The organism is Streptomyces sp. NPDC048462 (assembly GCF_043200175.1).
In the GTDB taxonomy this organism is placed as follows: Bacteria; Actinomycetota; Actinomycetes; order Streptomycetales; family Streptomycetaceae; genus Streptomyces.
The window spans coordinates 288,837-314,858 of the sequence record NZ_JBICXG010000006.1; the positions used below are offsets into that span (position 1 = coordinate 288,837).

At 72.4% G+C, this 26,022-nt stretch carries 20 protein-coding genes and 1 riboswitch; of the genes, 10 read left to right on the forward strand and 10 right to left on the reverse strand.

The window, feature by feature from the left end; genetic code table 11:
* Positions 1 to 2 precede the first annotated feature (2 nt).
* Positions 3 to 1,430 carry an SWIM zinc finger family protein gene (locus tag ACGFU6_RS14165; protein ID WP_393610732.1) on the forward strand — a complete coding sequence of 476 codons (1,428 nt, stop codon included), beginning with the start codon at positions 3 to 5 and terminating at the stop codon, positions 1,428 to 1,430.
* Between the two features lie 53 nt (positions 1,431 to 1,483).
* Positions 1,484 to 3,142 (forward strand): DUF5691 domain-containing protein, encoded by a 1,659-nt coding sequence (locus ACGFU6_RS14170; RefSeq protein WP_393610734.1) that lies wholly within the window; start codon positions 1,484 to 1,486, stop codon positions 3,140 to 3,142.
* Positions 3,143 to 3,210: 68 nt separating this feature from the next.
* Here the strand turns inward: ACGFU6_RS14170 and ACGFU6_RS14175 are convergent, their stop codons facing one another.
* Complete coding sequence (locus ACGFU6_RS14175) at positions 3,211 to 3,624, reverse strand: cobalamin B12-binding domain-containing protein (RefSeq protein ID WP_311303688.1); 414 nt, start codon at positions 3,622 to 3,624, stop codon at positions 3,211 to 3,213.
* A gap of 406 nt (positions 3,625 to 4,030) precedes the next feature.
* Here ACGFU6_RS14175 and ACGFU6_RS14180 point away from each other — a divergent pair, with 406 nt between their 5' ends.
* From ACGFU6_RS14180 to ACGFU6_RS14190, 3 genes are all read left to right on the forward strand, one after another.
* Positions 4,031 to 4,921: an esterase/lipase family protein gene (locus tag ACGFU6_RS14180; protein WP_393610736.1), complete on the forward strand. Its 891-nt coding sequence runs from the start codon at positions 4,031 to 4,033 to the stop codon at positions 4,919 to 4,921.
* 512 nt (positions 4,922 to 5,433) lie between these two features.
* The gene (locus ACGFU6_RS14185) at positions 5,434 to 6,021 is read left to right on the forward strand and encodes a hypothetical protein (protein WP_393610737.1); all 588 of its coding nucleotides are present in this window, start codon (positions 5,434 to 5,436) and stop codon (positions 6,019 to 6,021) included.
* 424 nt (positions 6,022 to 6,445) lie between these two features.
* A complete protein-coding gene (locus ACGFU6_RS14190) occupies positions 6,446 to 7,954 on the forward strand; it encodes a M23 family metallopeptidase (RefSeq protein WP_393610738.1) in 1,509 nt (502 codons plus the stop codon).
* 42 nt (positions 7,955 to 7,996) lie between these two features.
* Here ACGFU6_RS14190 and pcrA read toward each other — a convergent pair whose 3' ends face one another.
* A complete protein-coding gene (gene pcrA / locus ACGFU6_RS14195) occupies positions 7,997 to 10,435 on the reverse strand; it encodes a DNA helicase PcrA (RefSeq protein WP_393610740.1) in 2,439 nt (812 codons plus the stop codon).
* Positions 10,436 to 10,704: 269 nt separating this feature from the next.
* Positions 10,705 to 10,857: riboswitch (cyclic di-AMP (ydaO/yuaA leader) on the forward strand.
* On the opposite strand from pcrA, the gene ACGFU6_RS14200 reads away from it, so the two are divergent.
* A complete protein-coding gene (locus ACGFU6_RS14200) occupies positions 10,856 to 12,031 on the forward strand; it encodes an NlpC/P60 family protein (RefSeq protein WP_393610742.1) in 1,176 nt (391 codons plus the stop codon). (Overlaps the previous riboswitch by 2 nt.)
* 174 nt (positions 12,032 to 12,205) lie before the next feature.
* Here the strand turns inward: ACGFU6_RS14200 and ACGFU6_RS14205 are convergent, their stop codons facing one another.
* Complete coding sequence (locus ACGFU6_RS14205; protein ID WP_393610743.1) at positions 12,206 to 12,559, reverse strand: hypothetical protein; 354 nt, start codon at positions 12,557 to 12,559, stop codon at positions 12,206 to 12,208.
* A gap of 357 nt (positions 12,560 to 12,916) precedes the next feature.
* On the opposite strand from ACGFU6_RS14205, the gene ACGFU6_RS14210 reads away from it, so the two are divergent.
* Complete coding sequence (locus tag ACGFU6_RS14210; RefSeq protein WP_393610745.1) at positions 12,917 to 13,966, forward strand: NlpC/P60 family protein; 1,050 nt, start codon at positions 12,917 to 12,919, stop codon at positions 13,964 to 13,966.
* A gap of 42 nt (positions 13,967 to 14,008) precedes the next feature.
* Complete coding sequence (locus ACGFU6_RS14215; RefSeq protein WP_393610746.1) at positions 14,009 to 14,770, forward strand: GNAT family N-acetyltransferase; 762 nt, start codon at positions 14,009 to 14,011, stop codon at positions 14,768 to 14,770.
* Positions 14,771 to 14,788: 18 nt separating this feature from the next.
* On the opposite strand, the gene ACGFU6_RS14220 is transcribed toward ACGFU6_RS14215, so the two are convergent.
* Positions 14,789 to 15,493 (reverse strand): response regulator transcription factor, encoded by a 705-nt coding sequence (locus ACGFU6_RS14220; protein WP_073732601.1) that lies wholly within the window; start codon positions 15,491 to 15,493, stop codon positions 14,789 to 14,791.
* A complete protein-coding gene (locus ACGFU6_RS14225) occupies positions 15,477 to 16,775 on the reverse strand; it encodes a PspC domain-containing protein (protein WP_393610748.1) in 1,299 nt (432 codons plus the stop codon). The genes ACGFU6_RS14220 and ACGFU6_RS14225 overlap by 17 nt, the downstream gene beginning before the upstream one ends.
* Positions 16,776 to 16,985: 210 nt before the next feature.
* Between ACGFU6_RS14225 and ACGFU6_RS14230 the strand changes: the two genes are divergently transcribed.
* Complete coding sequence (locus ACGFU6_RS14230; protein ID WP_393610749.1) at positions 16,986 to 18,317, forward strand: PspC domain-containing protein; 1,332 nt, start codon at positions 16,986 to 16,988, stop codon at positions 18,315 to 18,317.
* Positions 18,318 to 18,473: 156 nt separating this feature from the next.
* On the opposite strand, the gene ACGFU6_RS14235 is transcribed toward ACGFU6_RS14230, so the two are convergent.
* From ACGFU6_RS14235 to guaA, 4 genes are all read right to left on the reverse strand, one after another.
* Positions 18,474 to 18,980 (reverse strand): DoxX family protein, encoded by a 507-nt coding sequence (locus ACGFU6_RS14235; protein ID WP_393610751.1) that lies wholly within the window; start codon positions 18,978 to 18,980, stop codon positions 18,474 to 18,476.
* 182 nt (positions 18,981 to 19,162) lie between these two features.
* Entirely contained in the window at positions 19,163 to 20,428 is a 1,266-nt protein-coding gene (locus ACGFU6_RS14240) for a hypothetical protein (protein ID WP_393610817.1), read from the reverse strand.
* Positions 20,429 to 20,554: 126 nt separating this feature from the next.
* Complete coding sequence (locus ACGFU6_RS14245; RefSeq protein ID WP_393610753.1) at positions 20,555 to 21,325, reverse strand: class II aldolase/adducin family protein; 771 nt, start codon at positions 21,323 to 21,325, stop codon at positions 20,555 to 20,557.
* A 144-nt stretch (positions 21,326 to 21,469) separates the two neighbouring features.
* On the reverse strand, positions 21,470 to 23,056 hold the full coding sequence (gene guaA / locus ACGFU6_RS14250; RefSeq protein ID WP_393610755.1) for a glutamine-hydrolyzing GMP synthase: 1,587 nt from the start codon (positions 23,054 to 23,056) through the stop codon (positions 21,470 to 21,472).
* 332 nt (positions 23,057 to 23,388) lie between these two features.
* Between guaA and ACGFU6_RS14255 the strand changes: the two genes are divergently transcribed.
* Complete coding sequence (locus tag ACGFU6_RS14255; RefSeq protein ID WP_393610756.1) at positions 23,389 to 23,697, forward strand: chorismate mutase; 309 nt, start codon at positions 23,389 to 23,391, stop codon at positions 23,695 to 23,697.
* Positions 23,698 to 24,044: 347 nt separating this feature from the next.
* Here ACGFU6_RS14255 and ACGFU6_RS14260 read toward each other — a convergent pair whose 3' ends face one another.
* Positions 24,045 to 25,805: a peptidase gene (locus tag ACGFU6_RS14260; RefSeq protein WP_393610757.1), complete on the reverse strand. Its 1,761-nt coding sequence runs from the start codon at positions 25,803 to 25,805 to the stop codon at positions 24,045 to 24,047.
* Positions 25,806 to 26,022 lie beyond the last annotated feature (217 nt).

Consider the following 26,022-nt stretch of genomic DNA (forward strand, 5'->3'; position numbering starts at 1 on the left):
CCATGCTGCTGACTGACGGGGGAGAACCCTTGCGCACCGCTGCTCCGGCAGTGCGCTGGACGGTGGAGCAGGTCCTGGCCCTGGCTCCTGACGACGCTTCACGCAAGGCGGGGAACAAGCTCGGTTCGGCCGGGCCGTGGTCGGACACCGGGTGGGACGGGCCGGGTGCGGTGTGGGGGCTGTGCAAGGGAAGCGGGAGCAAGCCGTACCGGACGGTGATCGACACCACCGGCCCCGCGTACAAGTGCAGTTGCCCGAGCCGGAAGTTCCCCTGCAAGCACGCGCTGGGCCTGTTGCTGCTCCGCGCGTCCGACGAGACGGCGCTGCCTGCGGCCCAGCCGCCGGACTGGGCTGCTGAGTGGCTGGCGGACCGGCGCCGACGGGCCGAGGCCGCAGCGCTGAAGGAGCGGCCGGAGGGCGGCGAGGACGCCTCGGCCGGACCCGCCGATCCGGAGGCTGCCAGGCGGCGGGCCGAGCGCCGGGCCGAGCGGATCGGCGGCGGCGTGCAGGAGCTGGAACGGCGCCTGACCGACCTGGTGCGCGGCGGGCTGGCGGCGGCCGAGCAGACGGGGTACGGGCTGTGGGAGGAGACGGCGGCCCGCATGGTCGACGCCCAGGCACCCGGCCTCGCGGGCCGGGTGCGGGAGTTGGGCGCGATACCGGCGTCCGGGCCGGGCTGGCCGGTGCGGCTGCTGGAGGAGTGCGCGCTGCTGCACCTGCTGGACGCGGGCTGGCAGGGCATCGACCGGCTGCCGCGACCGCTGGCCGCCACCGTCCGTACCCGGATCGGGCTGCCGGCCCCGCCCGGGGGCGCGCCGGTCCGTGACCACTGGCTGGTCCTCGCCCAGTACGACACCCCCGAGGGCAAGATCGTCGCCCGTCGCATCTGGCTGTACGGGCGGGAGTCGCGCCGCACCGCGCTGCTGCTGTCCTTCGGGGCCGCCGGCCGCTCCCCCGGACAGGCCCTGCCGGTGGGCACCACGCTGGACGCGGAGCTCACGCCGCATCGGGGGGCCGGGCAGCTACGGGCGGACCTGGGGACGCAGTTCGGGACCCCGGCACCGGCCGGCGCGCCGCCGCCTCCGGGCGTCACGGCCGGTGAGGCGATCGCCGCGTACGGGCGGGCCCTGGGCGAGGACCCCTGGCTGGACTCCTGGCCGGTGACCTTGCGCGACGTCATACCCGTGCCGTCCCGGGACGGTTGGCAACTGGCCGACGCGGAAGGGGATTCGGCCCTGCCCGTCGCTCCGGCCGCGCTGTCCCGGCCCGCGCTGTGGAAGCTCGTCGCGCTCTCGGGCGGCGGGCCGGTCACCGTCTTCGGGGAGTGCGGCCACCGGGGCTTCGACCCGCTCGCGGCCTGGCCGGCCACGCCCGCACGCCCTGCCGGGACGGAGACGGAGACCCCGGTCGAGACCGTGCCGCTCATCTGACTCCGGTAACTCCTGCAACTCCCGTGACACCGGCTACTCCTGGAGGAGGAACGATGCCCCGCACCCATACGCCCACCACACCCACCCCGATGCCCGGTACCGCCGCCTCGGCGGCCACCACCCCGTGGGACGAGCTCGTCACCTCGGCGCTGCTCGGCACGGACCGCCGCCCGCCCGCGATGCCGGACGGCACCGGTCCGGACGGCGCGGCGGCCGCGCTGTTGAACGCCGCCGCCCTGCACACCGTGCGGCGCCGGGCAGGCCTGCTGCCCGCCCCCGCCGCGCCCCGGCCCGTTCCGGCGCCCCCCGACCCCCGGCCGGCCCTGCCGAGGGCTGCCCGGAGCCAGCTGGAGCGGCTGCTCGCGGACCGGGCGGCCCCGAGCGGCTCGGGTGGCCGACGCGGCACGGCCCCCGATCTGACGGAACTGATCCCGCAGTGGCTGGCCATCGCCAATCTGCACGGCTACCGGGCACCGGACGCCGCCCTGCCCGCCCTGCTGGACGCGGCCCGCGCGCGGACCGATCTGCGGCCGCAGGCCCTGACGTTCGCCGGACCGCGCGGGCTCTGGCTGGCCGGGCTGAACCCCGAGTGGAAGTTCGCGCTGCGCGGTTCGTCGGGCACCTCGCTGCTGCCGGACGTGACCGACCGGGAAGCGGTCCACCGGCTCTGGGAGGAAGGCCTGTTCGCCGAACGGGTCGCTCTGCTGTCGGCGGTCCGGGCGCACGAGGCCGGCGCCGCCCTCGCCCTGCTCGCCACCACCTGGGCCACCGAGCGGGCCGAGGACCGGCTGATGTTCGTCGACTCGCTGCGTACCGGGCTCTCCGGCACCGACGAGCCCTTCCTTGAGCAGGCCCTGACCGACCGCAGCCGCAATGTGCGGGCGACGGCCGCCGAGTTGCTGTCCGCGCTGCCCGGATCGGCGCTCGCCCTCCGGATGGCGGAGCGCGCGCTGTCCTGCGTGAGCCCCGGCCTCACCGGCACCGGGCCGTCCGTGGCGGTGGAGGCCCCGCACGAATGCGATGCGGCGATGCAGCGCGACGGCGTGGTGGCGCTCCCGCCCTCCGGGCGTGGCGAACGGTCCTGGTGGCTCGGCCAGTTGGTGGAGTCGTCCCCGCTCGCCATCTGGCCGGCCCGGTTCGGTGGCCGCGAGGCGCGGGACATCGTCGCGCTGCCCGTGGCCGACGGCTGGAGCGAGGAGCTGCACGCGGCCTGGTGCCGGGCCGCCGTCCGGCAGCGGGACCCTCAGTGGGCACGGGCGCTGCTGGGCGCCCCCTCGACACCCCCGTCGAACGGTCCCGGCACGGCATCGCTCGCCGAGCGGTCAAAGCTCCTGATCGTACTGCCCGCCGCCGAACGGGCCGCCTGGGTGGCCGAGTTCATCGCGGCGCACGGACTGTCGGAGGCGTTCCAGCTGCTGGGGGTCTGCCCGACGCCCTGGGCGCAGCCGCTCGGCCGCTCCGTCGTCGACGCCCTCGACATCGCGCGGGACGCCGGCAGCTATCCGTGGAGCTTCAGCGGCGTGATGGGCCTCGCGGAGCGCTGTCTGAACCCGGCCGAGGCCGACCGCCTGGAGGTCCTCACCACGACCCCCGACGAACCGGCGGACGCCTCCCCCGGCGCGAACGGCTACTGGTCGGAGGCGTTCCAGCGGCTGGTCTCCACCCTGCGGCTGCGCGCGGGAATGGAGGCGGAGCTGACGCCTGACCGGTGAGCCGGACAGCGCGGAAGGGCGGCACCGGTCCGAGGGGGCGGACGGACGGGGCAGGCCCGCCCGCAGGATCAGGCTTCCGCCGGCTGACGGACGTTCGCGTTGACCCAGGAGACGATCTCGACCGTCGTCGCGCCCGGGGTGAAGATCTCCGCGACGCCCTGCTCCTTGAGCGGTGCGATGTCCGCCTCCGGGATGATGCCGCCGCCGAAGACCTTGATGTCCTCGGCCTCGCGCTCCTTCAGCAGGGCGATCACCTTCGCGAAGAGCGTGTTGTGCGCACCCGAGAGGATCGACAGGCCGATCGCGTCGGCGTCCTCCTGGATCGCGGTGTCCACGATCTGCTCGGGAGTCTGGTGGAGCCCCGTGTAGATGACCTCCATACCGGCGTCGCGCAGTGCCCGCGCGATCACCTTGGCCCCTCGGTCATGGCCGTCGAGGCCCGGCTTGGCCACCACCACTCGGATCGGACCGGTCACACCCATCACTGCCTCCACACGCGTCTCCCGCCCCCGACAGGCCGGGGATGTGAACGAACGTTATCCACAGCATCCCGCAAGCCGCTGTTTCGCGGTGGGCGGGGAGGGGGAAATCACACATGGGACATGTTCACCGGGCGCCGTTTCCCGCAGCACGCGGCACACCTGCCGTGCGGGACCGGCCGCCGGGAGAGCCGCACGAGGTCGTCGTACCACCGCGCCGTCAGCCGCACGGCACGGTGGTACGGCTTCACCGACCGCCCACCGGCCGCTCACCGAGCGGTGACCCGGAAGGCACGGCGGGCGGCGGTCCCGGACGGTGCACGGCCGCCCGGACCTCCGCACGGCTCCCCACGAGGGCATACGGGGCAGGAGCCGCCGCTCCCCGGGTGCCGGAGCAGGAGGTCGGCCGATGAAGGCCCTGCCCTTTCTTCCCCTACCGCTGCGCCGGCCGGGTCCGCACAAGGCCTGGCTGCCGTCCGCACTGCTGAGAGCGACCGCGCTGGAACTCGTGGTGCTCGCCGGACACGCACTGATCTACCCCACCGGCATCACCGGCGAACGGCGCACCACGCCACGCCCGGCGGCCGGCCCGGTCCCCGTACCGCCCGGGACCACCGCCCTGCCCAGCACGAATGCCGGAGCCGGCGCGAGCACCGGGCACACGGACCGGCCGCCCGTCGTGCTCCTGCACGGCTTCATCGACAACCGCTCCGTGTTCGTCCTGCTGCGCCGCTCACTGGCCCGGCACGGCTGGCGCCATCTGGAATCGCTCAACTACTCCCCGCTGACCTGCGACATCCGCACCGCCGCCGAGCTGCTCGGCCGCCACATCGAGGAGATCTGCGCCCGCACCGGACACCGCGAGGTCGACGTCGTAGGACACAGCCTGGGCGGCCTGATAGCGCGCTACTACGTACAGCGGCTCGGCGGTGACCGGCGCGTCCGCACCCTGGTCACCCTCGGCACGCCGCACGCCGGCACCGCCGTCGCCCCGCTGGCCAGCGCCCACCCGATCGTGCGGCAGATGCGCAGCGGCTCCGCCCCGATCGAGGAGCTCCGGCTGCCGGCGCCCGGCTGCCGCACCCGGTTCATCAGCTTCTGGAGCGAGCTGGACCAGGTCGTCGTCCCCGCCGAGGCGGCCTGCATCGAGCACCCCGACCTCGACGCGGTCAACGTGCGGGTCAGCGGGATCGGCCATCTCGCGCTGCCCGTGCACCCGGCCGTGGCCGCCGGAATCCGCCAGGCGCTCGACGCGGACGGGGCGGCGCGCGAGGCCACCGGCGCCGCGTCCGTGGCCTGAGGCCACGGTCTACCAGCCTGCTCCCTGCCCGCCGGTCGGCCGGCAGGGAGCCGCCACCCCCCGAGGACGGCTCGCAGTGATCAGGAGTGCCCTTCGGCGGTGATCAGTGACCAGCAGCGGCCGGCCGGAATGTCTCGATTCCGGGGGCATCAGTGGCGGCCTCCGCAGCAGCGGCCCAGCGGCGCGAAGGCCCCTGGGAGCGCGGCCCGATGAGCCTCCCTCGGCAGGTCAGACCGACAGCGTCCGACCGGGTCGGCGCTTCTTCCACGGCAACCCCGGTCAGCCCGGGGACGCACGCCTTCCCCGGTCCTCCGACCTCAGTCGCACGGGCGGACGACTCTTCGGGATGACGCAACCGGCGCCCGCGGATCAGAGCATTGGTGCAAGCGGGCAGCGGACATCTTCCGCCCGCACCACATCATCGACCGGAGGCCCCCATGAGCCGTGTGAATCCCGCGAGTTCCCTGTTCCGCACCCGCGGGGCAGCGGCCTTGGCCATCGCTGTAGCGATCATGGCTTCCGCCACCGCGGCCACTGGTGCGACAGCGTCCGTCCGCTCACGGGAACGACCGGTACGGGCGGACGTCACCGGATCCGCCGAGTTCCGTCTGCCGTACCTGGAAGACGCCGACATCCGCTCGCTGGCCTTCGACGCGCACGCCGCCCCCTACAGCAGGCCTTTTCCCGGCGTACCTACCGGACTGCCGACCGACGCGTACGGCACGGTGAAGGTCTCGCACTACTCCGCGGAGAGGGGCATCACCTATACCGCCGAGGGCACGGTCGACTGTCTGGTGACCGCGCCCGGCAGCAGCGCCACCCTGACCGCGGTCATCACCGAGGTGAGCACCGGAGGTCCGGACTGGGTGGGAAAGCGGCTGGGGTTCAGCGTTTATGACGGCGGCACGGACAGACCCGGGAAGGTGTCACGGGACCGGGTGGGGTTCTCCTGGGACGACGGGGTGAACTGGACGACCGGCTCCGACGAACACATGGATTCGGTCGGATCCTGCATGGCACCGGCCCCCTTCGCGCCCGTGGCAAAAGGTGGCTACCGGGTCCGGCACGCAGATCTGCCGCCCTGGCCGACGGTGGGCTGATCCCCCGGGCGGAACCGTGCCGCAGCCGGCGGACCGAACCACTACTGATCCACGAGGCCTCCCCCGAACCCTCAATCCCCCGCCCGCTCACCGCCGTCCGTGAACCAACCGTCACCGGGGGGAGTGGCACCGGCGCCTGGCGCGACAGCCACGAGCTCGGTGGCGGGATCGCCCCGGACCCCCGATGGACACCGCGTCAACGGCTGACACCACTCCCCCCAATAGAACAAATTTCGAACATAGAGCCAAGGCTGTGTGAGTGGTCCGTCGAAAGACGGCCGATTGCCCGTTTCTGGAGCACCCGCGGGCCGTGGAAGATTGTCGGTGTCGCATACCGCCGGGTACAGTCGCGGCCACTGCTTTCCCCCGGGGTCCCCCACGGGCCCCGGACCAAGGTCCTGCTGCCGAGGCGAGAGAGAAGTTGGTGAACGACCAGCACCCCCACGCCGGGTATGTCGGATACGACAGCCACTCCACAGGCGGCTTCGACGACGACCCGCTCTTCGGCTCCCTCCCCAGCGGTTACGACGGTTCGTACGACACCACGACCGGTTACGCGGCCCCGTACGACAACGGCCAGACCGGATACAGCGGGCAGTACGACAGCACCCAGTGGGACACCGGCGCACACCGGACCGCCGAGTACGACCACACCAGCGGTTACGCGGCCTACGCCCCCCACCCCCAGCAGTACCCCCAGTACGACGCGGCGCCGCAGCAGTACGACACCACAGCCGCCTGGGCGACGACCGACGGTCACGGCGCGAACATCCCGTCGCAGGGCGGCGCCCCGGACGCATCGGGCCAGTGGGACACCTCCGGCTGGTACGCCAACGGCCAGTGGTCGAGCGCCGACACCGCGGGATACGACTCCGGCGCGTACGACGCCACCGCCTGGAACGCGGGCGCCACGCCCGAGCACGCACAGCAGACGTCGCAGAATTTGACGGCATCGCACGAATCCGAACAGACCCGGCAGCATCCGTACGAGACGCACGAGTCGTACGGAACACCTGAGGCGTACGGGACATACGAGGTAGCCGAGGCGCACGAGGCCTACGAACCCTCCCGAACCGCCGAGTTCAGCCTCCCGGAGCCGGAGCCCGAGTCGGAGCCGGTCCCGGAACCGCCCCCGTCCCCCGCCGACTCCCACCGCCCCGCAGGCCGTCAGGTCTCCCGCGGTGGCAGCCGCAGCCGCAGGCGTTCGCCCGCCAAGCGCTCCGCTCTCCTCACCGTCGCCGTTCCCTCCGCCTGCGTGATGAGCGTGGCGGGCATCGCCGCCGCCTCCGTGGGCGGCATGGGCGGCGGCGAGGAGAAGAAGGACGACACCACGACGATGGCGGCCGCCGACCCCGGGACGGTCGAGCCCGTCGCCGCCAACAACAAGCTGGACACCCAGCTCGCCAACCTCAGCGCCGACGCGGAGAACTTCGCGGACCGCGCCAGCCGCACCCAGGAGCGCATCGACCTGAAGGAGCGGCAGGCCACCGAGAAGAAGAAGCGCGAGGAGGAGGCCGCCCGCAAGGAGGCCCTGCGCCCCAAGTACGTCATGCCGGTCAAGGATCACGGTCTCAGCGCGTACTTCGGCCAGGCCGGGGTCAACTGGATGTCCGTGCACACGGGCATCGACTTCCCCGTGCAGTACGGCACTCCGGTGATGGCGGCGACCGACGGCACGGTCCGTACGCAGTTCAACACCGCCTACGGGAACATGGCCATCGTCACGATGGCCGACGGCACCGAGACCTGGTACTGCCACCTCAGCAGCACCCGGATCCGCTCGGGCCACGTCAAGGCCGGTGACGTGATCGCGCACTCCGGGAACTCCGGCAACTCGACGGGCCCCCACATGCACTTCGAGGTGCGGCCCGGCGGCGGCGCGGCCGTCGACCCGCTGCCCTGGCTCCGCAGCCACGGCATCGACCCGACCTGACCTGGCCCCTCGTTCCGGCCCGGGGCGTCCCGGGCCGGAGCGCTACAGCTTCTGGACCGGGGCGTACCGCAGCAGCAGCTTCTTCGGCCGCTCGTCCCCGAAGTCGACCGTGGCCTTCGCCTGGTCCCCGATGCCGTCGACCGCCGTCACCGTGCCCAGACCGAACTGGTCGTGGGTGACCCGGTCGCCGACCACCAGCGTGATCGTGGGCTTGTCCGACGTCCGCCGCGTCGCGAAGCCCGAGGGCCCGGAGCGCGAACGGGACGAGGACAGCGACGAGGTGATGCCCGACGTCGGTCCCGCAGGGGCGCCCATCGGGCCCTTGCGCTTCCACTCCAGGTGCTGCTCCGGGATCTCCTCCAGGAACCGCGACGGCGGGTTGTACGAGGGCTGGCCCCACGCGCTGCGCATCGACGCCCGGGTCAGATAGAGCCGCTCGCGGGCGCGGGTGATGCCGACGTAGGCGAGCCGGCGCTCCTCCTCCAGCTCCTTGACCTGGCCCAGGGCCCGCATGTGCGGGAAGACGCCGTCCTCCATGCCGGTGAGGAAGACCACCGGGAATTCGAGGCCCTTCGCCGTGTGCAGGGTCATCAGCGTGACGACTCCGGAGCCGTCGGTGTCCTCGTCGGGGATCTGGTCGGAGTCGGCGACCAGCGCGACCCGCTCCAGGAACTCGGCGAGCGTCCCCGCCCCCTCCTCCTCGCCCCGGTCCTGCTCGAATTCGAGTGCGACGGAGGCGAGCTCCTGGAGGTTCTCAATCCGGGTCTCGTCCTGCGGGTCGGTGGAGGCCTGGAGCTCGGCCAGGTAGCCGGTCCGCTCCATGACGGCCTCCAGCACCACCGCGGGGCCCGCGCCCGACTCGACGATCGTGCGCAGCTCCTCCATCAGCGTGTTGAACCGCTTGACGGCGTTCGCGGAACGCGCGGCCATGCCGTACGCCTCGTCGACGCGGCGCAGCGCCTGCGGGAAGGTGATCTTCTCGCGCAGCGACAGGGCGTCGATCATCGCCTCGGCCCGGTCCCCGATGCCGCGCTTGGGCACGTTCAGGATGCGGCGCAGCGGGACCGTGTCCTCGGGGTTGGACAGGACCCGGAGGTAGGCCAGGACGTCCCGGACCTCCTTGCGCTCGTAGAAGCGCACACCGCCGACGACCTTGTAGGGCAGGCCGACCCGGATGAAGATCTCCTCGAAGACACGGGACTGCGCGTTCGTCCGGTAGAAGATCGCGACGTCACCGGCCTTGGCGTCGCCCGCGTCGGTCAGCCGGTCGATCTCGTCCGCGACGAACTGCGCCTCGTCGTGCTCGGTGTCCGCGACATAGCCGGTGATCCGGGTGCCGGAGCCGGCGTTGGTCCAGAGGTTCTTCGGGCGGCGGCTCTCGTTGCGCTCGATGACGGCGTTGGCCGCGGACAGGATCGTCTGGGTGGAGCGGTAGTTCTGCTCCAGCAGGATCGTGGTCGCGTCCGGGTAGTCCTCCTCGAACTGGAGGATGTTGCGGATCGTCGCGCCGCGGAAGGCGTAGATCGACTGGTCGGCGTCACCCACGACGCACAGCTCGCCGGGGGCGTCGGCGGCACCGGCCGGGCCGACCAGTTCCCGTACGAGCGTGTACTGGGCGTGGTTGGTGTCCTGGTACTCGTCGACCAGGACGTGCCGGAAGCGGCGGCGGTAGTGCTCGGCGACGTCGGGGAAGGCCTGGAGCAGGTGCACCGTCGTCATGATGATGTCGTCGAAGTCCAGCGCGTTGGCCTCGCGCAGCCGGGACTGGTACATCGCGTAGGCCTGGGCGAGGGTCTTCTCGAAACCGTCCGTGGCCTGGCCGGCGAAGGTCTCCTCGTCTATCAGCTCGTTCTTCAGGTTCGACACCTTGGCCGTGAACGACTTCGGCGGGAAGCGCTTCGGATCGAGGTCGAGATCGCGGCAGACCAGGGCCATCAGCCGCTTGGAGTCCGCGGCGTCGTAGATCGAGAACGAGGAGGTGAAGCCGAGCTTCTTCGACTCGCGGCGCAGGATCCGTACGCACGCGCTGTGGAAGGTCATGACCCACATGGCGTTGGCGCGGGGGCCGACGAGCTGCTCGACGCGCTCCTTCATCTCGCCCGCGGCCTTGTTGGTGAAGGTGATCGCCAGGATCTGCCCGGGGTGCACGCCGCGCTCGGCCAGCAGGTGGGCGATGCGGTGGGTCAGCACCCGGGTCTTGCCGGAACCGGCCCCGGCGACGATGAGCAGCGGGGAGCCCGCGTGCACGACGGCGGCACGCTGCTCGGTGTTCAGCCCGTCGAGCAGCGCGACGGCGTCGATGACCGGGCGGTGGGCGCCGTCCCGGTAGTACGCGTCGCGGGGCGGCGGGGGCCCGTCGAACACGCCTGAGAAGAGGTCCTCCGGCACCGCTTCGGGTGCGGAGTCCTCGGGGGGCGGCGGGGGCCCTTCCTCCGTGTGCTGGAGGCCGGCCAGGAAACTGTCGTCAAAGAGGCTGCTCATCGCTGTCCGAGTCTAGGCGGCCGCACTGACACCCCGGGGCCGCATGGGGAAACGCACACCGTCCGGGGCCACACACGGCGACGCCCGGCCCACCCTGCGTAGGGAATTCGCGCGCCGCGCCGGGCCGGACCGCACGGCTTCCGCAAGGTCACGAAAACGTATCGGGCATATCGAACATCAACCTTCACAGCGGCACCATGAGTTGGCTAGCGTGCTCGTTCGGACGGCCCGTACCCCCAAGAGGCGAACCACGCCGAGCGGGCGTCCACGTCGAATCCGGGCCGCCTCCAGGGGTCCGGAACCGGGGACCCACACGCAGCACCGGGGTGAATCGGTCCGAAACCCCCACCAGGACCGTAGGGCAGCCTTCCGTTCCGCCCGAACCCGACAGCTAACCCGGTAGGCGGTCCACGGAAGGAGATGCCGGCCTTGGCATCGCATCGCAAACCGCGCCCCCGGGTGCGCAGCTCCGCCCCGGCCATCGGGTTCACGACGGCCGCGCTCGCCTCGGTGACCCTGCTGTCCACACAGAGCGCGCTCGCGGCCCCGGCCCCGAAGCCCGGCATCGAGGACGTCCAGAAGAAGGTCGACGCCCTGTACCGGGAGGCGGGCACCGCCACCCAGCACTACGACGAGGCGAAAGAGGCGTCCGCCGAGCAGCGCACCAAGGTGGACACGCTGCTGGACGACATCGCCAAGCGCGCCGACAAGCTGAACGACGCCCGCCGCACCCTCGGCAACTACGCGGCCGCCCAGTACCGCGACGGCGCGCTCGCGCCGACCGCCACCTTCTTCCTGGCCAACGACCCGCAGTCGTTCTTCGACCAGACCCATCTCATGGACCGGATGGCCTCGAACCAGCAGCAGGCCGTCACGGACTTCCGTACGAAGCAGGCCGAGGCGTCGAAGAAGCGTGCCGAGGCGGTGACGAGCCTGGAGACGCTCACCGCGACGCAGACCAAGCTGCGCACCAGCAAGCAGAACGTGCAGACGAAGCTGACCGAGGCGCGCACGCTGCTGTCGAAGCTGACCGCCGAGGAGAAGGCGCGGCTGGCCGAGCTGGAGCAGAAGAAGAAGGCCGAGGCCAAGCGCAAGGCGGCGGAGCTGGCGAAGAAGCAGGCCGCCGCGGAGGCCGAGGCCGACCGCAAGGCCAAGGAAGCGGGAAGCGGGACCGGCTCGGACACCGGAACGGGCTCGGATGCCGGCACCGGGTCGGATTCGGGTTCGGGTTCGGACAGCAGCGCCTCGACGAAGGCCGAGAAGGTCCTCGCGTTCGCCAGGGCCCAGCTCGGCAAGCCGTACGTCTGGGGGGCGACCGGCCCGTCCTCGTACGACTGCTCGGGGCTGACCCAGGCGGCCTGGAAGGCTGCGGGCGTCACCATTCCGCGGACCACCTGGGACCAGGTGAACGTCGGCACCCGGATCGCCACGGATGACCTGCGGCCCGGGGACCTGGTCTTCTTCTACGACGACATCAGCCACGTCGGCATCTACAAGGGCGACGGCATGATGATCCACGCGCCGAAGCCGGGGGCCAACGTGCGCGAGGAGTCGATCTTCTACATGCCGATCTACGGGAGCGTGCGCCCCGGCTAGGGCGTGGCGTCGGACTGCCGTCGTCGCCCGGAGGGCGACCACGCGGTGTCAGGCGCGTGCTTTCGGCGTGCCGGCCTCAGGCTCCTGTACTGGACGTACTGGGGTCTGGGGCCGGTGCGACGAGGGCGCACGGGCCCGGAACGCTCCGGCCGGGTGCGCTCGGGCCGGGTGTGCTCAGGTCCAGATCGTGGCGATGAAGATGTTGACCATCGTCAGCCCGCCCACCGCCGCGAAGAGGCCCTTGTCGACCTTCTCCTCGTCCCGCTTGACGTAGACGAGCCCAAGGATGACGACGAGGATCAGCAGCTTGATGCCGATCTTGACGTTGTTCACGGGGTGGTCGTCGGCCTGATCGAGCCCGACCAGGGCGATCCCGGTGACCAGCATGGTCAGCGCGCCGTGCAGCATCCCCGGCACGAACCGCGCCGTCCCCGCGCCCATCGCCTTCATCTGGGTGAGGAAACCTCCCAGCAGGGCGGCGATCCCGATGATGTGGAGGGCGACGAAGACATCGATGAGTACACGCATGGTTCCGCACCCTAGCCCTGGCCATATCAGGCATCGGCAGCCAGGTCAGGCTTACTGGATGCTTGACTCATGAATGCACCAATTGCCTTACTCTGGTGCAATTATTCCGGTCACCCAACAACAACGAAGCGCCAAATTCAGGCAATAAGCGTCATTACGACTCTTCCCCGTGCCCCGGGTTTAGCGTCCCTACCAGGTGACCGGATCACCGCCGCTCCGCACCCGGGCGGCACCGTCCGGTCGCCCCGCCGAGAGATCCGGCGGCGGGCCGCTCCCCCTGTTGGCGACCCGCCGCCGGACCGGGCGGGCCCTCCGGTAGGCCCCGGCGGGCAGTCGACAGGAAGGACCACCGCCCTCGTGGCCGCGCACCGGAAACCCAAGCAGCGCCCGTACACCGGCTCTGCTGCCCGCACCGCAGCGACCCTCGCCCTCGCCGGGGCCGCGACCGCTGCCGCGCTGCCGGGATCCGCGCACGCCGACCCGACGCCCTCCGCCGCCCAGGTCAAGGCCCAGGTGGACCGGCTGTACCGGGAGGCGGAGGTCGCCACCGAGCAGTACAACGGCGCGAAGGTGAAGACGGCCGCCACCGCCAAGGCGATCGACGCGATGCGCGACGAGGCCGCCCGCAAGACCGAGCGGCTCAACGCCGCGCGCGAGGAGCTGGGTTCGTACGCCGCCGCGCAGTACCGCTCCGGCGGCCTGGACCCGTCGCTGCAGCTGGCGCTCTCCTCGGACCCCGACCAGTACCTGCGGCGCGCCTCGTACGTGGAGCGGGCCGCCGCCGGCCGCAGCGACGAGCTCCGCACCGTGCGGCGCCAGGTCGCGGACGTGGCCCAGCTGCGGTCCGAGGCGGCGGGACAGCTGGCCGAGCTCACCGCCCGCCAGGCCGACCTCCAGAAGCACAAGGCGACGGTCCGGTCCAAGCTCTCCGAGGCCCGCAAGCTGCTGGCCCGCCTCTCCCCCGCCCAGCGGGCCTCCTACGACGCCTCCGACGACGACGGCCGAGGTACGGGCCATGCCGACCGCAGCGCCCCGCGCGGCTCCGACCGGGCGCCCAACGCCCGCGCCGCCTCGGCCGTCGCCTTCGCGTACGGGGCCCTCGGCAAGCCGTACGTCTGGGGCGCCACCGGCCCCTCCTCGTTCGACTGCTCCGGCCTCACCCAGGCTGCCTGGCGCTCCGCCGGTGTCTCGCTGCCCCGGACCACGTACACCCAGATCAACGCCGGCCGGCGCGTCTCACGCTCCGAACTCGCCCCCGGGGATCTGGTGTTCTTCTACTCGGGCGTGAGCCATGTCGGCCTCTACATCGGCAACGGACGGATGATCCACGCCCCGCGCCCCGGGGCCCCGGTCCGCATCGCACCGATCGACGAAATGCCCTTCGCCGGAGCGGCCCGGGTGGCATAGGCTCCCGTCCTTCCGACCGACCGGACCGAGGGACACCCACTCATGCCCATGGACTTCGACGTCCAGACCCATGCCCGTACGCTCGCCCTCCGCTCCCCGGACCACTACCGGGTCGGCCCGTTCACGGTGCGCCACAACGTGAACTGGTCGCTGAAGTACGCCAACTACGCAATCCCGGACCAGGGCGCCGAACCGGCCCCGGAGGACATCGACGCCCTGATCGCGGGCTTCCGCGAACGGGACCGGATGCCGCGCCTGGAGTACCTGCCCGGCTGGGCGCCGGCGGTCGAACCCGCGCTGCTCGCCGCCGGGTTCACCGTCGAGAACCGGGCCCCGGTCATGGCCTGCGCGCCCGGCGGCCTGCTGCCGCCGAAGCCGGTGGACGGTCTGGTGACGGCCGAACCGATCACGGCCGCGGAGTTCGACGCCGCCGCCCTCGTACAGCACCTGGGGTACGGCGGGACCGGCGAGCCCGAGGGCGGCGAGGCGAAGTGGCTGCGCGACGCGGCGGCGAACGGCGGGGTCGCCGCGCTCGCCACGCTGGAGGGCGTCCCGGCGGGCGCGGGCGGCTGCTCGGTGCCGGTCGACGGCCTCAGCGAGCTGGTGGGCCTGGCCGTCGCCGAGGAGTTCCGGCGCCGCGGCATCGGCGCCGACCTCTCCGCCCGGCTCACCGCGACCGCCTTCGAGCAGGGCTGCCGGGTGGTCTGGCTGGAGCCGGGCGACGCCGATGTGGAACGGATGTACGCGGGCATCGGCTACCGCAGGGTCGGCGAGAAGCTGAACATCTCGCTCGACCCGGCCTGAGGCGTGGGCCCGCCGGTCTCAGACCAGCCGACGGGCCGTCGCCCAGCGGGTCAGCTCGTGCCGGTTGGACAGCTGGAGCTTCCTCAGCACCGCCGAGACGTGCGACTCGACCGTCTTCACCGAGATGAACAGCTGCTTGGCGATCTCCTTGTACGCGTAGCCCCGCGCGATCAGCCGCAGCACCTCGCGCTCGCGCTGGGTCAGCCGGTCGAGGTCCTCGTCGACCGGTGGCGCGTCCGTCGAGGCGAAGGCGTCGAGGACGAAGCCGGCCAGCCGGGGCGAGAACACCGCGTCGCCGTCCTGGACCCGGAAGACCGAGTCGACCAGGTCGGCGCCGGTGATCGTCTTGGTGACGTAGCCTCGGGCGCCGCCCCGGATGACCCCGATGACGTCCTCCGCGGCGTCCGACACGGACAGCGCGAGGAAGCGCACCGGGTTCTCCACCGCGCCCATGAACGGGGCGCAGCGGCGCAGCACCTCGACGCCGCCGCCGCCCGGGAGGTGCACGTCCAGGAGGACGACCTCGGGGCGGGTCGCCGTGATGACGGTGACGGCCTGGTCGACGTCGGCGGCCTCGCCCACGACCTCGACGCCGGTCTCCTCGGTGCGGCCGATCTCGGCCTGTACGCCGGTGCGGAACATCCGGTGGTCGTCGACGAGCACGACTCGTACCCGGCGCTCCGGGTCCGCGTGGCCCCCGGTCGCCTCAGTGGTCCCGTTCATCGCTCGTCCTCTCCATCTCCAGCTCGACTTCTGTGCCCCCGCCGGGCACCGAACGCAGCCGGGCGGTACCGCCGTTGCGCTGCATCCGGCCGATGATTGATTCTCGTACGCCCATTCTGTCCCCCGGTACGGAGTCCAGGTCGAACCCCGGCCCCCGGTCGCGTACCGAGACGAAGACCGTGCGGCCCTCGACCTCCGCGTAGACCTGTACGGCGCCGCCCTCGCCACCGTACTTGGCGGCGTTGACCATCGCCTCGCGTGCGGCCTGCATCTGCGCGGTCAGCTTCTCGTCGAGCGGGCAGTCGCCCACGACGACGACCTCCAGCGGGACGCCGTGCTTGTCCTCGACCTCGGCGGCGGCGCGTTTGACGGCCTCGGCCAGGTTCTCGGGTTCGTCGTCCTCGTCCTTGCCGGTGCCCTCGGGGTTGTAGAGCCAGTTGCGCAGTTCGCGCTCCTGGGCGCGGGCCAGTCTGCGCACCTCGCCGGGGTCCTCCGCGTTGCGCTGGATCAGGGTGAGGGTGTGCAGGACGGAGTCGTGCACATGGGCGGCGACCTCGGCGCGCTCCTGGGCCCTGATGCGCATCAGGCGTTCCTCGGAGAGGTCCTGGGTCATCCGGACGAGATAGGGACCGGCCAGCAGGGCGATGCCGGTGAGGACGGCGATGGCCGCGGTGAGGACGTTGCCGAGCTGGGCGGCGGAGCCGCGCACCACCATGAAGCCGGCCAGGCCGAGGCCGACCAGGGCGACTCCGGCGAGTCCCCGGGCCAGGTTGAGGACCCGGCGGCGGCTGCCGACCTCCATCCAGCGGGCGCGGCGGGCGTTGTCGGCCTGCCGCCAGACCAGGACGGAACCGGCGCCGATCAGCAGGGTCGGCCAGATGTAGCGGTCGGCCTTGCTGCCCATGTCGACGTTGCCGACGAAGATCACGGCGCCGATGAGGAGGGCGACGAGGGCGAAGACCTGGCCCCGGTCGGGCTTGCGGAGCCGGCGCCTGCCGTCGGGGGCGGTCTCGAAGACGGACCTCGGGCCGTCCACGCCGCCGACGCCGAGCGGCACGACGATCCAGAACACCGCGTACAGGAGCGCGCCGAGGCCGTCCGCGAAGAACAGTCCGAGGAAGACGAAGCGCACCCAGGCGACCGGCAGCCCGAGGTGTCCGGCGAGACCGCGTGCGACGCCGCCGAGCAGCCGTCCGTCGGCGCTGCGGTACAGCTTGCGCAGCGGTGGTTCCTCCGGATCGGGGTTGAGGGAGCTGGCGGCTCGGGTGGTGGCGGCTGGCATGCCCCGATCGTCACACGTGGGTGCGGCCGGTGGCATCAGGGTCGGCCCCCACTTCGACCCTGAGAGCCGGGCGGAGAGCCGGGCGGAGCCGGGGCGGGGAACGGCCCGGTACCCGGAACGGTCCCTTCAGGGTCCGGCGGGGGCGATCTCAGGGTTCGTCCAGGGTCGGGGCGGGTGCCGGACGGGCCCGCCGCCCGTCACCATGGAGCCATGACCGTTCCCCAGGATGCGCCGCCCGGCGCCGTACCGTCCGCCGGGCCGGGCGGGCGACTGCACCGCAGCTCGCGGCAGAAGGTGGTGGCCGGGGTCTGCGGCGGCCTCGGCCGGTACTGCGACGTCGATCCGGTGATCTTCCGGATCGTGCTCGGGGTGCTCTCCGTGACCGGGGGGCTCGGGCTGATCTTCTACGGCTTCGCGTGGCTGCTCGTCCCGCTGGACGGTGAGGAGGAGAACGAGGCGCGCCGGCTGCTGTCGGGCCGGGTGGAGGGGGCGTCGCTGATCGCGGTGCTGTTCGCGCTGGTCGGCTGCGGCCTGTTCCTTTCCATGCTGGGCAACGGCGGCACGCTGGCGTTCTCCGCGATGCTGGCCCTCGCGGTGATCGGCTTCTCGGTGTGGACGCAGCACCGCAGGACCGCCGATCCGCAGGGCCCGCTGCATCCGGCGGCCGCGCAGGCGGTCTCGGACGCGCCGCCCGAGGTGAAGGCGCCGCCCCGGCCGGACAGCCCGTCCTGGTGGCGGGACCCGATCGTCAAGGACGGCACCACGGGCCCGGTGGGCTCCGGCTATCTGTGGGGGCCGGCGGACACGACGATGGACAGCCGGGCGGCCGGGCCGCGCGGGGCGACGGCGGCCGGCCCGTTCCGGACGCCCCGCAAGTCGCGGCAGGACGGGGATGCGACGTCGATCGCGGGGGCCGTCTTCCTGCTGGCGGTGCTGGCGGGCGTGCTGGGCGCGAGGGCGAACTGGGACACCCAGCCGCTGGGGCTGAGCCTGCAGATCGGCCTGGCCGCCGCGCTCGCGGTGTTCGGGGCGGGGCTGCTGGTCAGCGCGTTCGTCGGCCGGACCGGTTTCGGTACGGTGCTGCTCGCGATGATCACCGCGGGCCTGCTGGCGGGTGCGTCCGTGCTGCCCGCCGACATCACCGCGCACTGGGTGCGCCAGGAGTGGCGGCCGGCCACGGTGGCCGCGGTGCAGCCGCGCTACGAGGTGGGCTCCGGGGTGGCGGACCTCGATCTCACCCGGGTCGCCGTGCCCAGGGGCGACACGCTCACGACCCGGGTGGAGGTCGGTGCGGGCCGGGTCGTGGTCCGCGTGCCGGAGGCGGTCACCGTACGGCTGAGCGCGCGCGCCGGTCTCGGCGACATCAGGCTGCCGGGCGAGGCGCCGGGCGGCGGATCGCGAAAGGGCGACGTGGACATCAGGGTCTCCGAGAACGAGCACCGGACGCTGCCGCCCACGTCGGGCGGCGAGGCGGCAGGCACCGTGGAACTCGATCTGGAAGTCGGCATCGGACAGGTGGAGGTCACCCGTGCTGCGTCATGAGATCCGGCCCGGACGGGCGGTGGCGGGCCTGGTGATGCTGGGTCTGGCGGCCGGCTACGCGGCGGATGCCGCAGGCGCCTGGCACGCCCCGTTGGCCTTCTTCATCGCGCTCTTCACCGCCGGCCTCTGGGTCGCCGTCCTGACCACCTGGGTGGCCTACCGGATCCGGCGCCGCCGGGGCGGGAGGACGCCGTCCACGGAGAACGACGTGGCCCCGCCGAGCAGCAGCGGCAGCCAGGCCATGAGGTAGATCAGGTCGTTGCCGAGGTAGTACGGCTCGGCCTGCCAGCTGACGGTCAGCCACAGGCTCAGCGAGATGAGCGCACCGCCGAGCGCGGCGATCCTGGTCCACAGGCCCAGCAGCGTCCCGATCCCGACGAGGAGTTCACCGATCGCGATGGCGTAGCCGAAGCCGGCCGGGCCCTTGAGCGCGAGGTCGACGAGGGCCGGGATCGCGGCGGAGTCCCGGACCGCGCTCATCGTCTCGCCGATGGAACCGGAGCCGGTGGCGTGGAAGAAGGCGCTGTCGGTCAGCTTGTCGAGCCCGGCGTAGACGAAGGTGACCCCGAGGAAGATCCGCAGCGGCAGCAGGGCGTGCTCCCGTGCCAGCTCCCGCAGGCTCTTCGGCTCGCCAAGACCGCGCCCGTTCATGCCGTAGTGCATGGTTGTCCCGCCTTCCGCGGCCCTGCGGCGGACCGCCGGCCCCGCCCACAGGGCCATTCGACCCTCGCCGGACCGTTCGACCCGTCACCAGACCTTACGACCTTCCGCGCGGCCGGCTCCCGGTGCCCTGAGGACCCCGGAGCGGGCCCCCGGGCCGATGGGCGGGCGGCGGGCGGCGGGTCTCAGTCGGTCACGTCGATCTCGACCCGGTTGGACTCCGTCCCCGCCGCCGTGACCACCTGCACCTCGACCACCCCCGGCTCCACCTCCACCGGCACCGGCACGGTCAGCACGGTGTCGCTCGGGTTGGCGAAGCCGCCCGCGACCGGGATCAGCGGCACGTGGACGTGGACCGCGCCGATCCGGACGACCATCCGGGCCAGCCGGTCGGGGGCCCCGGCGCCGGGCGGCACGAATCCCGCGCCGCGGATCTCGATGTCGTCACCGGTACGGATCGGGGCGTCCAGATCGCCGGCCTCCCGGGCCCTGACGACCGAAAGCACCACGGGCCGGCCGGACTCGGTGTACTTGCCCGCGAAGTACGCCGCCGCCGAGACGGCCACCAGCAGGGCCAGACCCCACGGCAGATCGGGCAGCTGCTCGGGCCGCCGGGCGAGGCGGACGGCGGCGAAGAGCACCGCCACGGTGGACACCAGCACGTACTGCACGTCCGTGAAGCCGCCCCGGCCGGCGTCATCGGTCAGCAGGTCGGCGGCGCGCGGCCGGTCGGCCCGCAGCTTCTGGAGCCGCCCGGACAGCACCCGTACGCCCACCACCCGCTTGACCACCACGGCGATGGCGCACACCAGCGCCAGCACGCTCACCACCCCGGCGCCGCGCGCCAGGTCCAGGCCCTCGATCAGCGCGTCGCGCCGCGCGTGGCCGGAGGCGACCGCCAGCTGGAGCGCGAGGACGAGCACGGAGAAGACCGCGAGCAGCACCCAGGACGCGGCGACCGCCCTGGAGGTGGAGAGCCGGTTGTCCTCACCGATGAGCGGGGCGAGGAGGCCGCCGCGCGCCCGGTGGACGTGGGCGGCCCCGGTCAGAGTCGCGGCGGTGACGAGTCCGGCGACCAGACCGGCGGTGCGGGCGTGGGTCCAGCCCGCCCCGATCGCGGTGGCGGCCTCGGCGACGGCCAGTACGGCGACGGCGCCCCACACGATGACCAGGGTGCGCTGCCACACCCGGTACAGCCAGGCGTCGCCCTCCTCCCGGCCCCGGTCCGCGACGACGCGCGCGGACTGGGTCAGCTCGTCCGAGACCCACTGCCGGGTCGCGGAGGGGGACTGGGCGACCCCCGCGGGAAGCCCCTGGCCTGCGGCGAGTTCGTCCCGCTTGGCCAGGAAGGCGGCCACCGCGCGCCGGTGCCCCTCGCGCGCTCCGTGCGGGCAGTCGCCGCACGTACAGCCACCGCCGTGCGCGCCTTGTCGTGCCTCGTCCAACGCCACGGAGAACGCCGCCCTTTCCCGCCCCTGTACAGCTGTCACTCAATCCAACTCAGCTGTGATTGCTGCGAATTGTGCCGTACCGGGCGGGCTGGTCCCGCATCGGGGCGCATCGGGCGAGCGGTTTCGTCAGAACGTTCGAGCGATGCGCTGCCACTGCGGCTGGTAGTTGATCCAGGCGACCAGGTCGCTGCCCAGCTGCTCCCGGGTGGTGAGCGCGTCCCGGTGCTCGATCAGCACCGGCTTGCCGGCCGCCCGCGCGGCCAGCTGTACCTGGCAGGACCGCTCCAGGGTGAGGAACCACCAGGCCGCCGCGTCCACCGAGTCGCCCACGGTCAGCAGCCCGTGGTTGCGCAGGATGACCGCCTTGCGGGCGCCGAGCGCGGCCGCGATCCGGCGTCCCTCGTCCTCGTCCACGACGACCCCGGTGTACGCGTCGTAGAGGGCGTGGTCCTCGTAGAAGGCGCAGGACTCCTGGGTGATCGGCTCGATGAGCTCCCCCAGCGCGGCCAGCGCGCGCCCGTGCACCGAATGCGTGTGCGCGACGGCGACGACGTCCGGGCGGGCCCGGTGCACCTGGGCGTGGACGGCGAACGCCGCCTGGTTGACGTGGCGGCGGCCCTCGACGACCTGCCCCTCCCCGTTCACCAGGATCAGCTCGTCCGGGCGCAGCCCCTCGAAGGGGGCGCCGAAGGGGTTGACCCAGAAGCAGTCGGTGAACTCGGGGTCGCGCGCCGTGATGTGCCCGGAGACGCCGTCCTCGTACCCGTACTCACCGAACAGGCGCAGCGCCCCGGCCAGGCGTTCCTTGCGGTGGGTGCGTTCCTCGTGGAGGGAGGCGTGCACGGGCGGCATCGCGAAGTGGAGCTGGTCCACCGGTATGGGTGTGGGCTCGGGCATGGCGGCTCCTCGGGGCTCCCTGACGTACGGGATCAGGCGTACGGGATCGGAAGTTACCGCCGGTTGCCGCAGGTGGCCAGAGGTACGACGCTGCCGCCGCCCGGAGGACCGGACGACGGCAGCGTCATGGGCGAAGGCGTGGGACTACTCCCACTCGATGGTGCCCGGCGGCTTGCTCGTCACGTCGAGGACGACGCGGTTGACGTCGGCCACCTCGTTGGTGATGCGGGTGGAGATCTTGGCGAGGGTCTCGTACGGCAGCCGCGACCAGTCCGCCGTCATGGCGTCCTCGGAGGAGACCGGGCGCAGCACGATCGGGTGGCCGTAGGTGCGGCCGTCGCCCTGGACGCCGACGCTGCGGACGTCCGCGAGGAGGACCACCGGGCACTGCCAGATGTCGCGGTCCAGGCCGGCCGAGGTCAGCTCCTCGCGGGCGATGGCGTCGGCGTCGCGGAGCAGGTCGAGCCGCTCCTTGGTGACCTCGCCGACGATGCGGATGCCGAGGCCGGGGCCGGGGAAGGGCTGGCGCTGGACGATCTCGTCGGGCAGGCCGAGCTCCTGGCCGACCATCCGGACCTCGTCCTTGAACAGCTGGCGCAGCGGCTCGACGAGCTGGAACTCGATGTCGTCGGGGAGCCCGCCCACGTTGTGGTGGGACTTGATGTTGGCGGTGCCGGTGCCGCCGCCGGACTCGACGACGTCCGGGTAGAGGGTGCCCTGGACGAGGAAGGCGACCTCGGGGCCGTCCTCCTGGAGGATCTCCAGCTGGGCCTGCTCGAAGACGCGGATGAACTCGCGGCCGATGATCTTCCGCTTCTGCTCCGGGTCGGACACGCCGGACAGGGCGTCCAGGAAGCGCTTCTCCGCGTCGACGACCTTCAGCTTCGCGCCGGTCGCGGCGACGAAGTCCTTCTCGACCTGCTCGGTCTCGCCCTTGCGCATCAGCCCGTGGTCGACGTACACACAGGTCAGCTGGGAGCCGATGGCCTTCTGGACGAGGGCGGCGGCGACGGCGGAGTCCACGCCGCCGGAGAGGCCGCAGATGGCGCGCTTGTCACCGACCTGCTCACGGATGAGGGCGATCTGCTCCTCGACGACGTTGGTGGTCGTCCAGTTCGGCTCGATGCCCGCGCCCCGGTACAGGAAGTGCTCCAGCACCTGCTGGCCGTGCGTGGAGTGCAGGACCTCGGGGTGGTACTGGACGCCGTAGAGCCGCTTCTCGTCGTTCTCGAAGGCGGCGACCGGCACGACGTCGGTGGACGCGGTGACGGTGAAGCCCTCGGGAGCGGCGGAGCAGGCGTCGCCGTGCGACATCCACACCGACTGCTGGTCCGGGGTGCCCTCGAAGAGGGTCGAGCCGGACTTGGAGACGGCGAGCGCGGTGCGGCCGTACTCGCGGGCACCGTTGTCGTCGACGGTGCCGCCGAGGGTGGTGGCCATCAGCTGGAAGCCGTAGCACATGCCGAAGACCGGGACCCCGGCCTCGAACAGCGCGCGGTCGAGCGAGGGCGCGCCCTCCGCGTACACGGAGGAGGGTCCGCCGGACAGGATGATCGCGCGGGGGTTCTTGGCCAGCATCTCGGCCACCGGCATCGTGGACGGCACGATCTCGCTGTAGACCCGGGCCTCACGGACGCGGCGGGCGATGAGCTGGGCGTACTGCGCGCCGAAGTCGACAACGAGGACCACGTCGGTGGTGGTGTCGGGGGCGGCGGGGGGTGCTGCTGGCACGGGGCGGCCTTCCGGCGGTGGAGAGGGGGTCGGTTCTTCCGATTCTACCGGCGGCCGGGGGCGTCCCTCGTCGCGCGGGGAGCGCCCCGGCCGTCTCACGATCCGGCCGGGCGTTGGACCCCGGCACGGGGCCGGGTCCATACTGTCCCCCATGCGTCAGCACACGATCTTCGTCTTTACCTATGGCACCCGGCCCGCCGGCTGCCATGGTCGTGCTGCTTGAGCAACTGACAAGCAACGTTCCAGGCGCCCCGGGCCGACAGGCCCGGGGCGTTCTGGCGTTCCGGGCCCGGTCGGTCCCTGGGAGCCGCAGCTACCCGGGAGACCCCACCATGAGCAGCACCGCAGCAGCCCGCCCCGCCACCTCCGCCGAGGCGACCGGCGCGCACACCGAGGAGGCCGCGTCCCTGATCGGCGACGCCCGCTCGCGCATCGACACCCTCGACGACCGGATCATCGGTCTCGTCCAGGAACGGATGGCCGTCTCCTCGGTCATCCAGGAGGCCCGGATCACCTCCGGGGGCCGCCGGGTGAACCTCTCCCGGGAGATGGAGATCCTCGGCCAGTACCGGGACGCGCTCGGCAAGCCGGGTACCTCCCTCGCGATGACGCTGCTGGAGCTGTGCCGCGGCCGCGTGTGACGCGCCGCAGGGCTGTACGGACGTATCCCAGTTCGGGCGGGGTCTCACCCGTACGGCGCGTGACCGGGCCCGTCGCGGCTTCGTTGGTCCCGGTGTCCGTGCCAGCCAGGGGCGGCTGTGGAACGAAACCACGCGTGGCTTCGCCGGGGCGTGTGGCGTACCGCTGGTACGCCGTGGGACCGCGCACCGGCGTGCGTGACCGGTCGGCAGGGGACAGCAGCCCGGTCACCCGGAGGGTCCGCCCCCAGGGGCTGGACCCTCCAGGGAACGGCCGGCTCCGGGGACGCCCGGGGCCGGCCGTTCTTCGTTCCCGTCGGCTGCCGTACGGCCTGGGCCGTGTCCTCGGCTCAGCGGACCGCGCGGCGGCGGGACACCGTGAAGAGGATCCCGCCCGCGACCAGCGCGACGGCCCCCGCGGCGCCGGCCGGCAGGGCGACGGAGCCGGTGGCGGCCAGGCCGCCACCGGAGTCGCCGCCGGTGGCGTCACCCGTCGAGGAGGAGCCGGCCGAACCGCCCGTGGCGCCCGACGCGCTGCCGCCGGAGTCGCCCGGACCCCCGGTGGAGCCGGTGGGACCGGTGGAACCGGTGGTGGCGCCCGTCGAGGACGAGCCGCCCGAACCGGCGTCGCCGTCGCCGGTGGTGGCGCCCGGGTCGCCCGTGCCGGAGTCCTTGGCGTTCAGCACCAGCGAGGCGGTGTTGTTGGCGGGCTCGGGGTCGAAGGCCGGCTCCGGGTCCCGGAGGGAGGTGTTGCGGACCACGACCTTGCCGGAGGCACCCTCGACCACCTCGGTGATCTTCAGCTCGAAGGGCAGGGCGAAGTCGGCGTCCTCGCGGACGGACATCGGGGTGGAGCAGAAGTAGCGCGGGGCGCCGGTCTGGTTCTCGCGGTACTCCCCGTCGGCCGTCACACCCCGGCAGAGGTCCGGCTTGGAGACGACCGACGCGCCCTCGGGCACGGTGACGTCGACGGTGGCGACGTCCTCGCCGGAGCGGATGTTCCCGATCCACGCCGGTCCGTTGCTGCGGAACCCGACCTTCACCGCGACCGAGTCGCCGGCCGCGCCCTTCGCGCGGGCGCCGTACGCCTCGAAGTCGGCGGTGTTGGTGGTCCGGAAGTCGACGTCCTGCTGGTTGTCACTCGGGTCCAGGTCGGCCGTCAGCGCCGCGGGGGCCTTGTGCAGGGCCAGCGTGGCGCCCTTGCCGGGGCTGAACCGCGCACCGGCGCGCCGCGCCGCGCGGGCGGCGGATCCGCCCTCCTCGATGCGGTACAGGAACGAGTCGTAGAAGGCGCGCCGCGTGGCCCTGATGGCGGGCGGCTCGGCGAGCGTGTAGGCGACGCCGGGCTCGTAGCTGCCGTCGAAGGCGCACAGGGCGGTGGTCCAGGCTCCGGGGCTGCCCATGCCCAGGTCGGACTCGCTGTACTCGCAGTTCTGGTACCGCTCGGTGAACTCCATGCCCCGGGTGTACCGCAGGGTGAGCAGCAGGCCGTCGGCAGCGCGGGTGCCGTTGTTCGTGAAGGTGACGGGCACCGGCTGGGTGTCGCCGGGCTCGAGCTCCGTCCTGAACGGCAGCCGCTCCATCGACAGGTCGGGGCCGCCGACGCCGATCCGGGCGGTGAACGAGGTGAACGTGGCCCCGTCCGCCTCGGCGGTGACCTCGATGGCGCCCGTGTCGCCGTTCGCACTCCCCTTCGCCGCGGTGACGTCGAGCTCCGCGAGAGTGCTCAGGCCGGGGAAGATGCCCCAGTCGTGGCAGACGGCACTGGTCCCGGTGACGGTGCAGTCGGAACTGGCCTCCTTGTCGAAGGCCACGTCCGCGACGCCCTTGATCCCGCTGAGGTCGAAGCGGACGGTGTACTCGCCCTGGAAGGCGCCGTTCTCCTCGTCCTCGGACGGGTTGTTGACCGTGAAGTCGAGGGAGGCCTTCTGCGGGGCGCCCGTCGCCGGATACGGATGCAGCGCGGTCTCGGCCGGACCACCGAGCGTGAACTCGGGGACGGCCGCCTCTGCCGGAGCGGTGAGGGCGAGAGATCCGGCGGCCAGCAGACCGGCTGCGGCGAATCCACCCGCGGCCCTGCGCAGAGCGGCTCTCGGGGTCGTGCTTCTCATATCGCGGGTTCTCCGGGTCGTGAGGAGCTAAGTGATCGCCTTTGCGGCGACGTGGGTACGACCACGGGTCCGGGTGAATAGTTGCGCGGCTCCGGATCACGGAACGAGCACATCGCGGATCGGTACATCACTGGACTCGCACACCACCGGACACACACATCACTGGACGTGACTGACGTCACACAGGGATTCTGTGAACTCCGGGACAACCATCGGG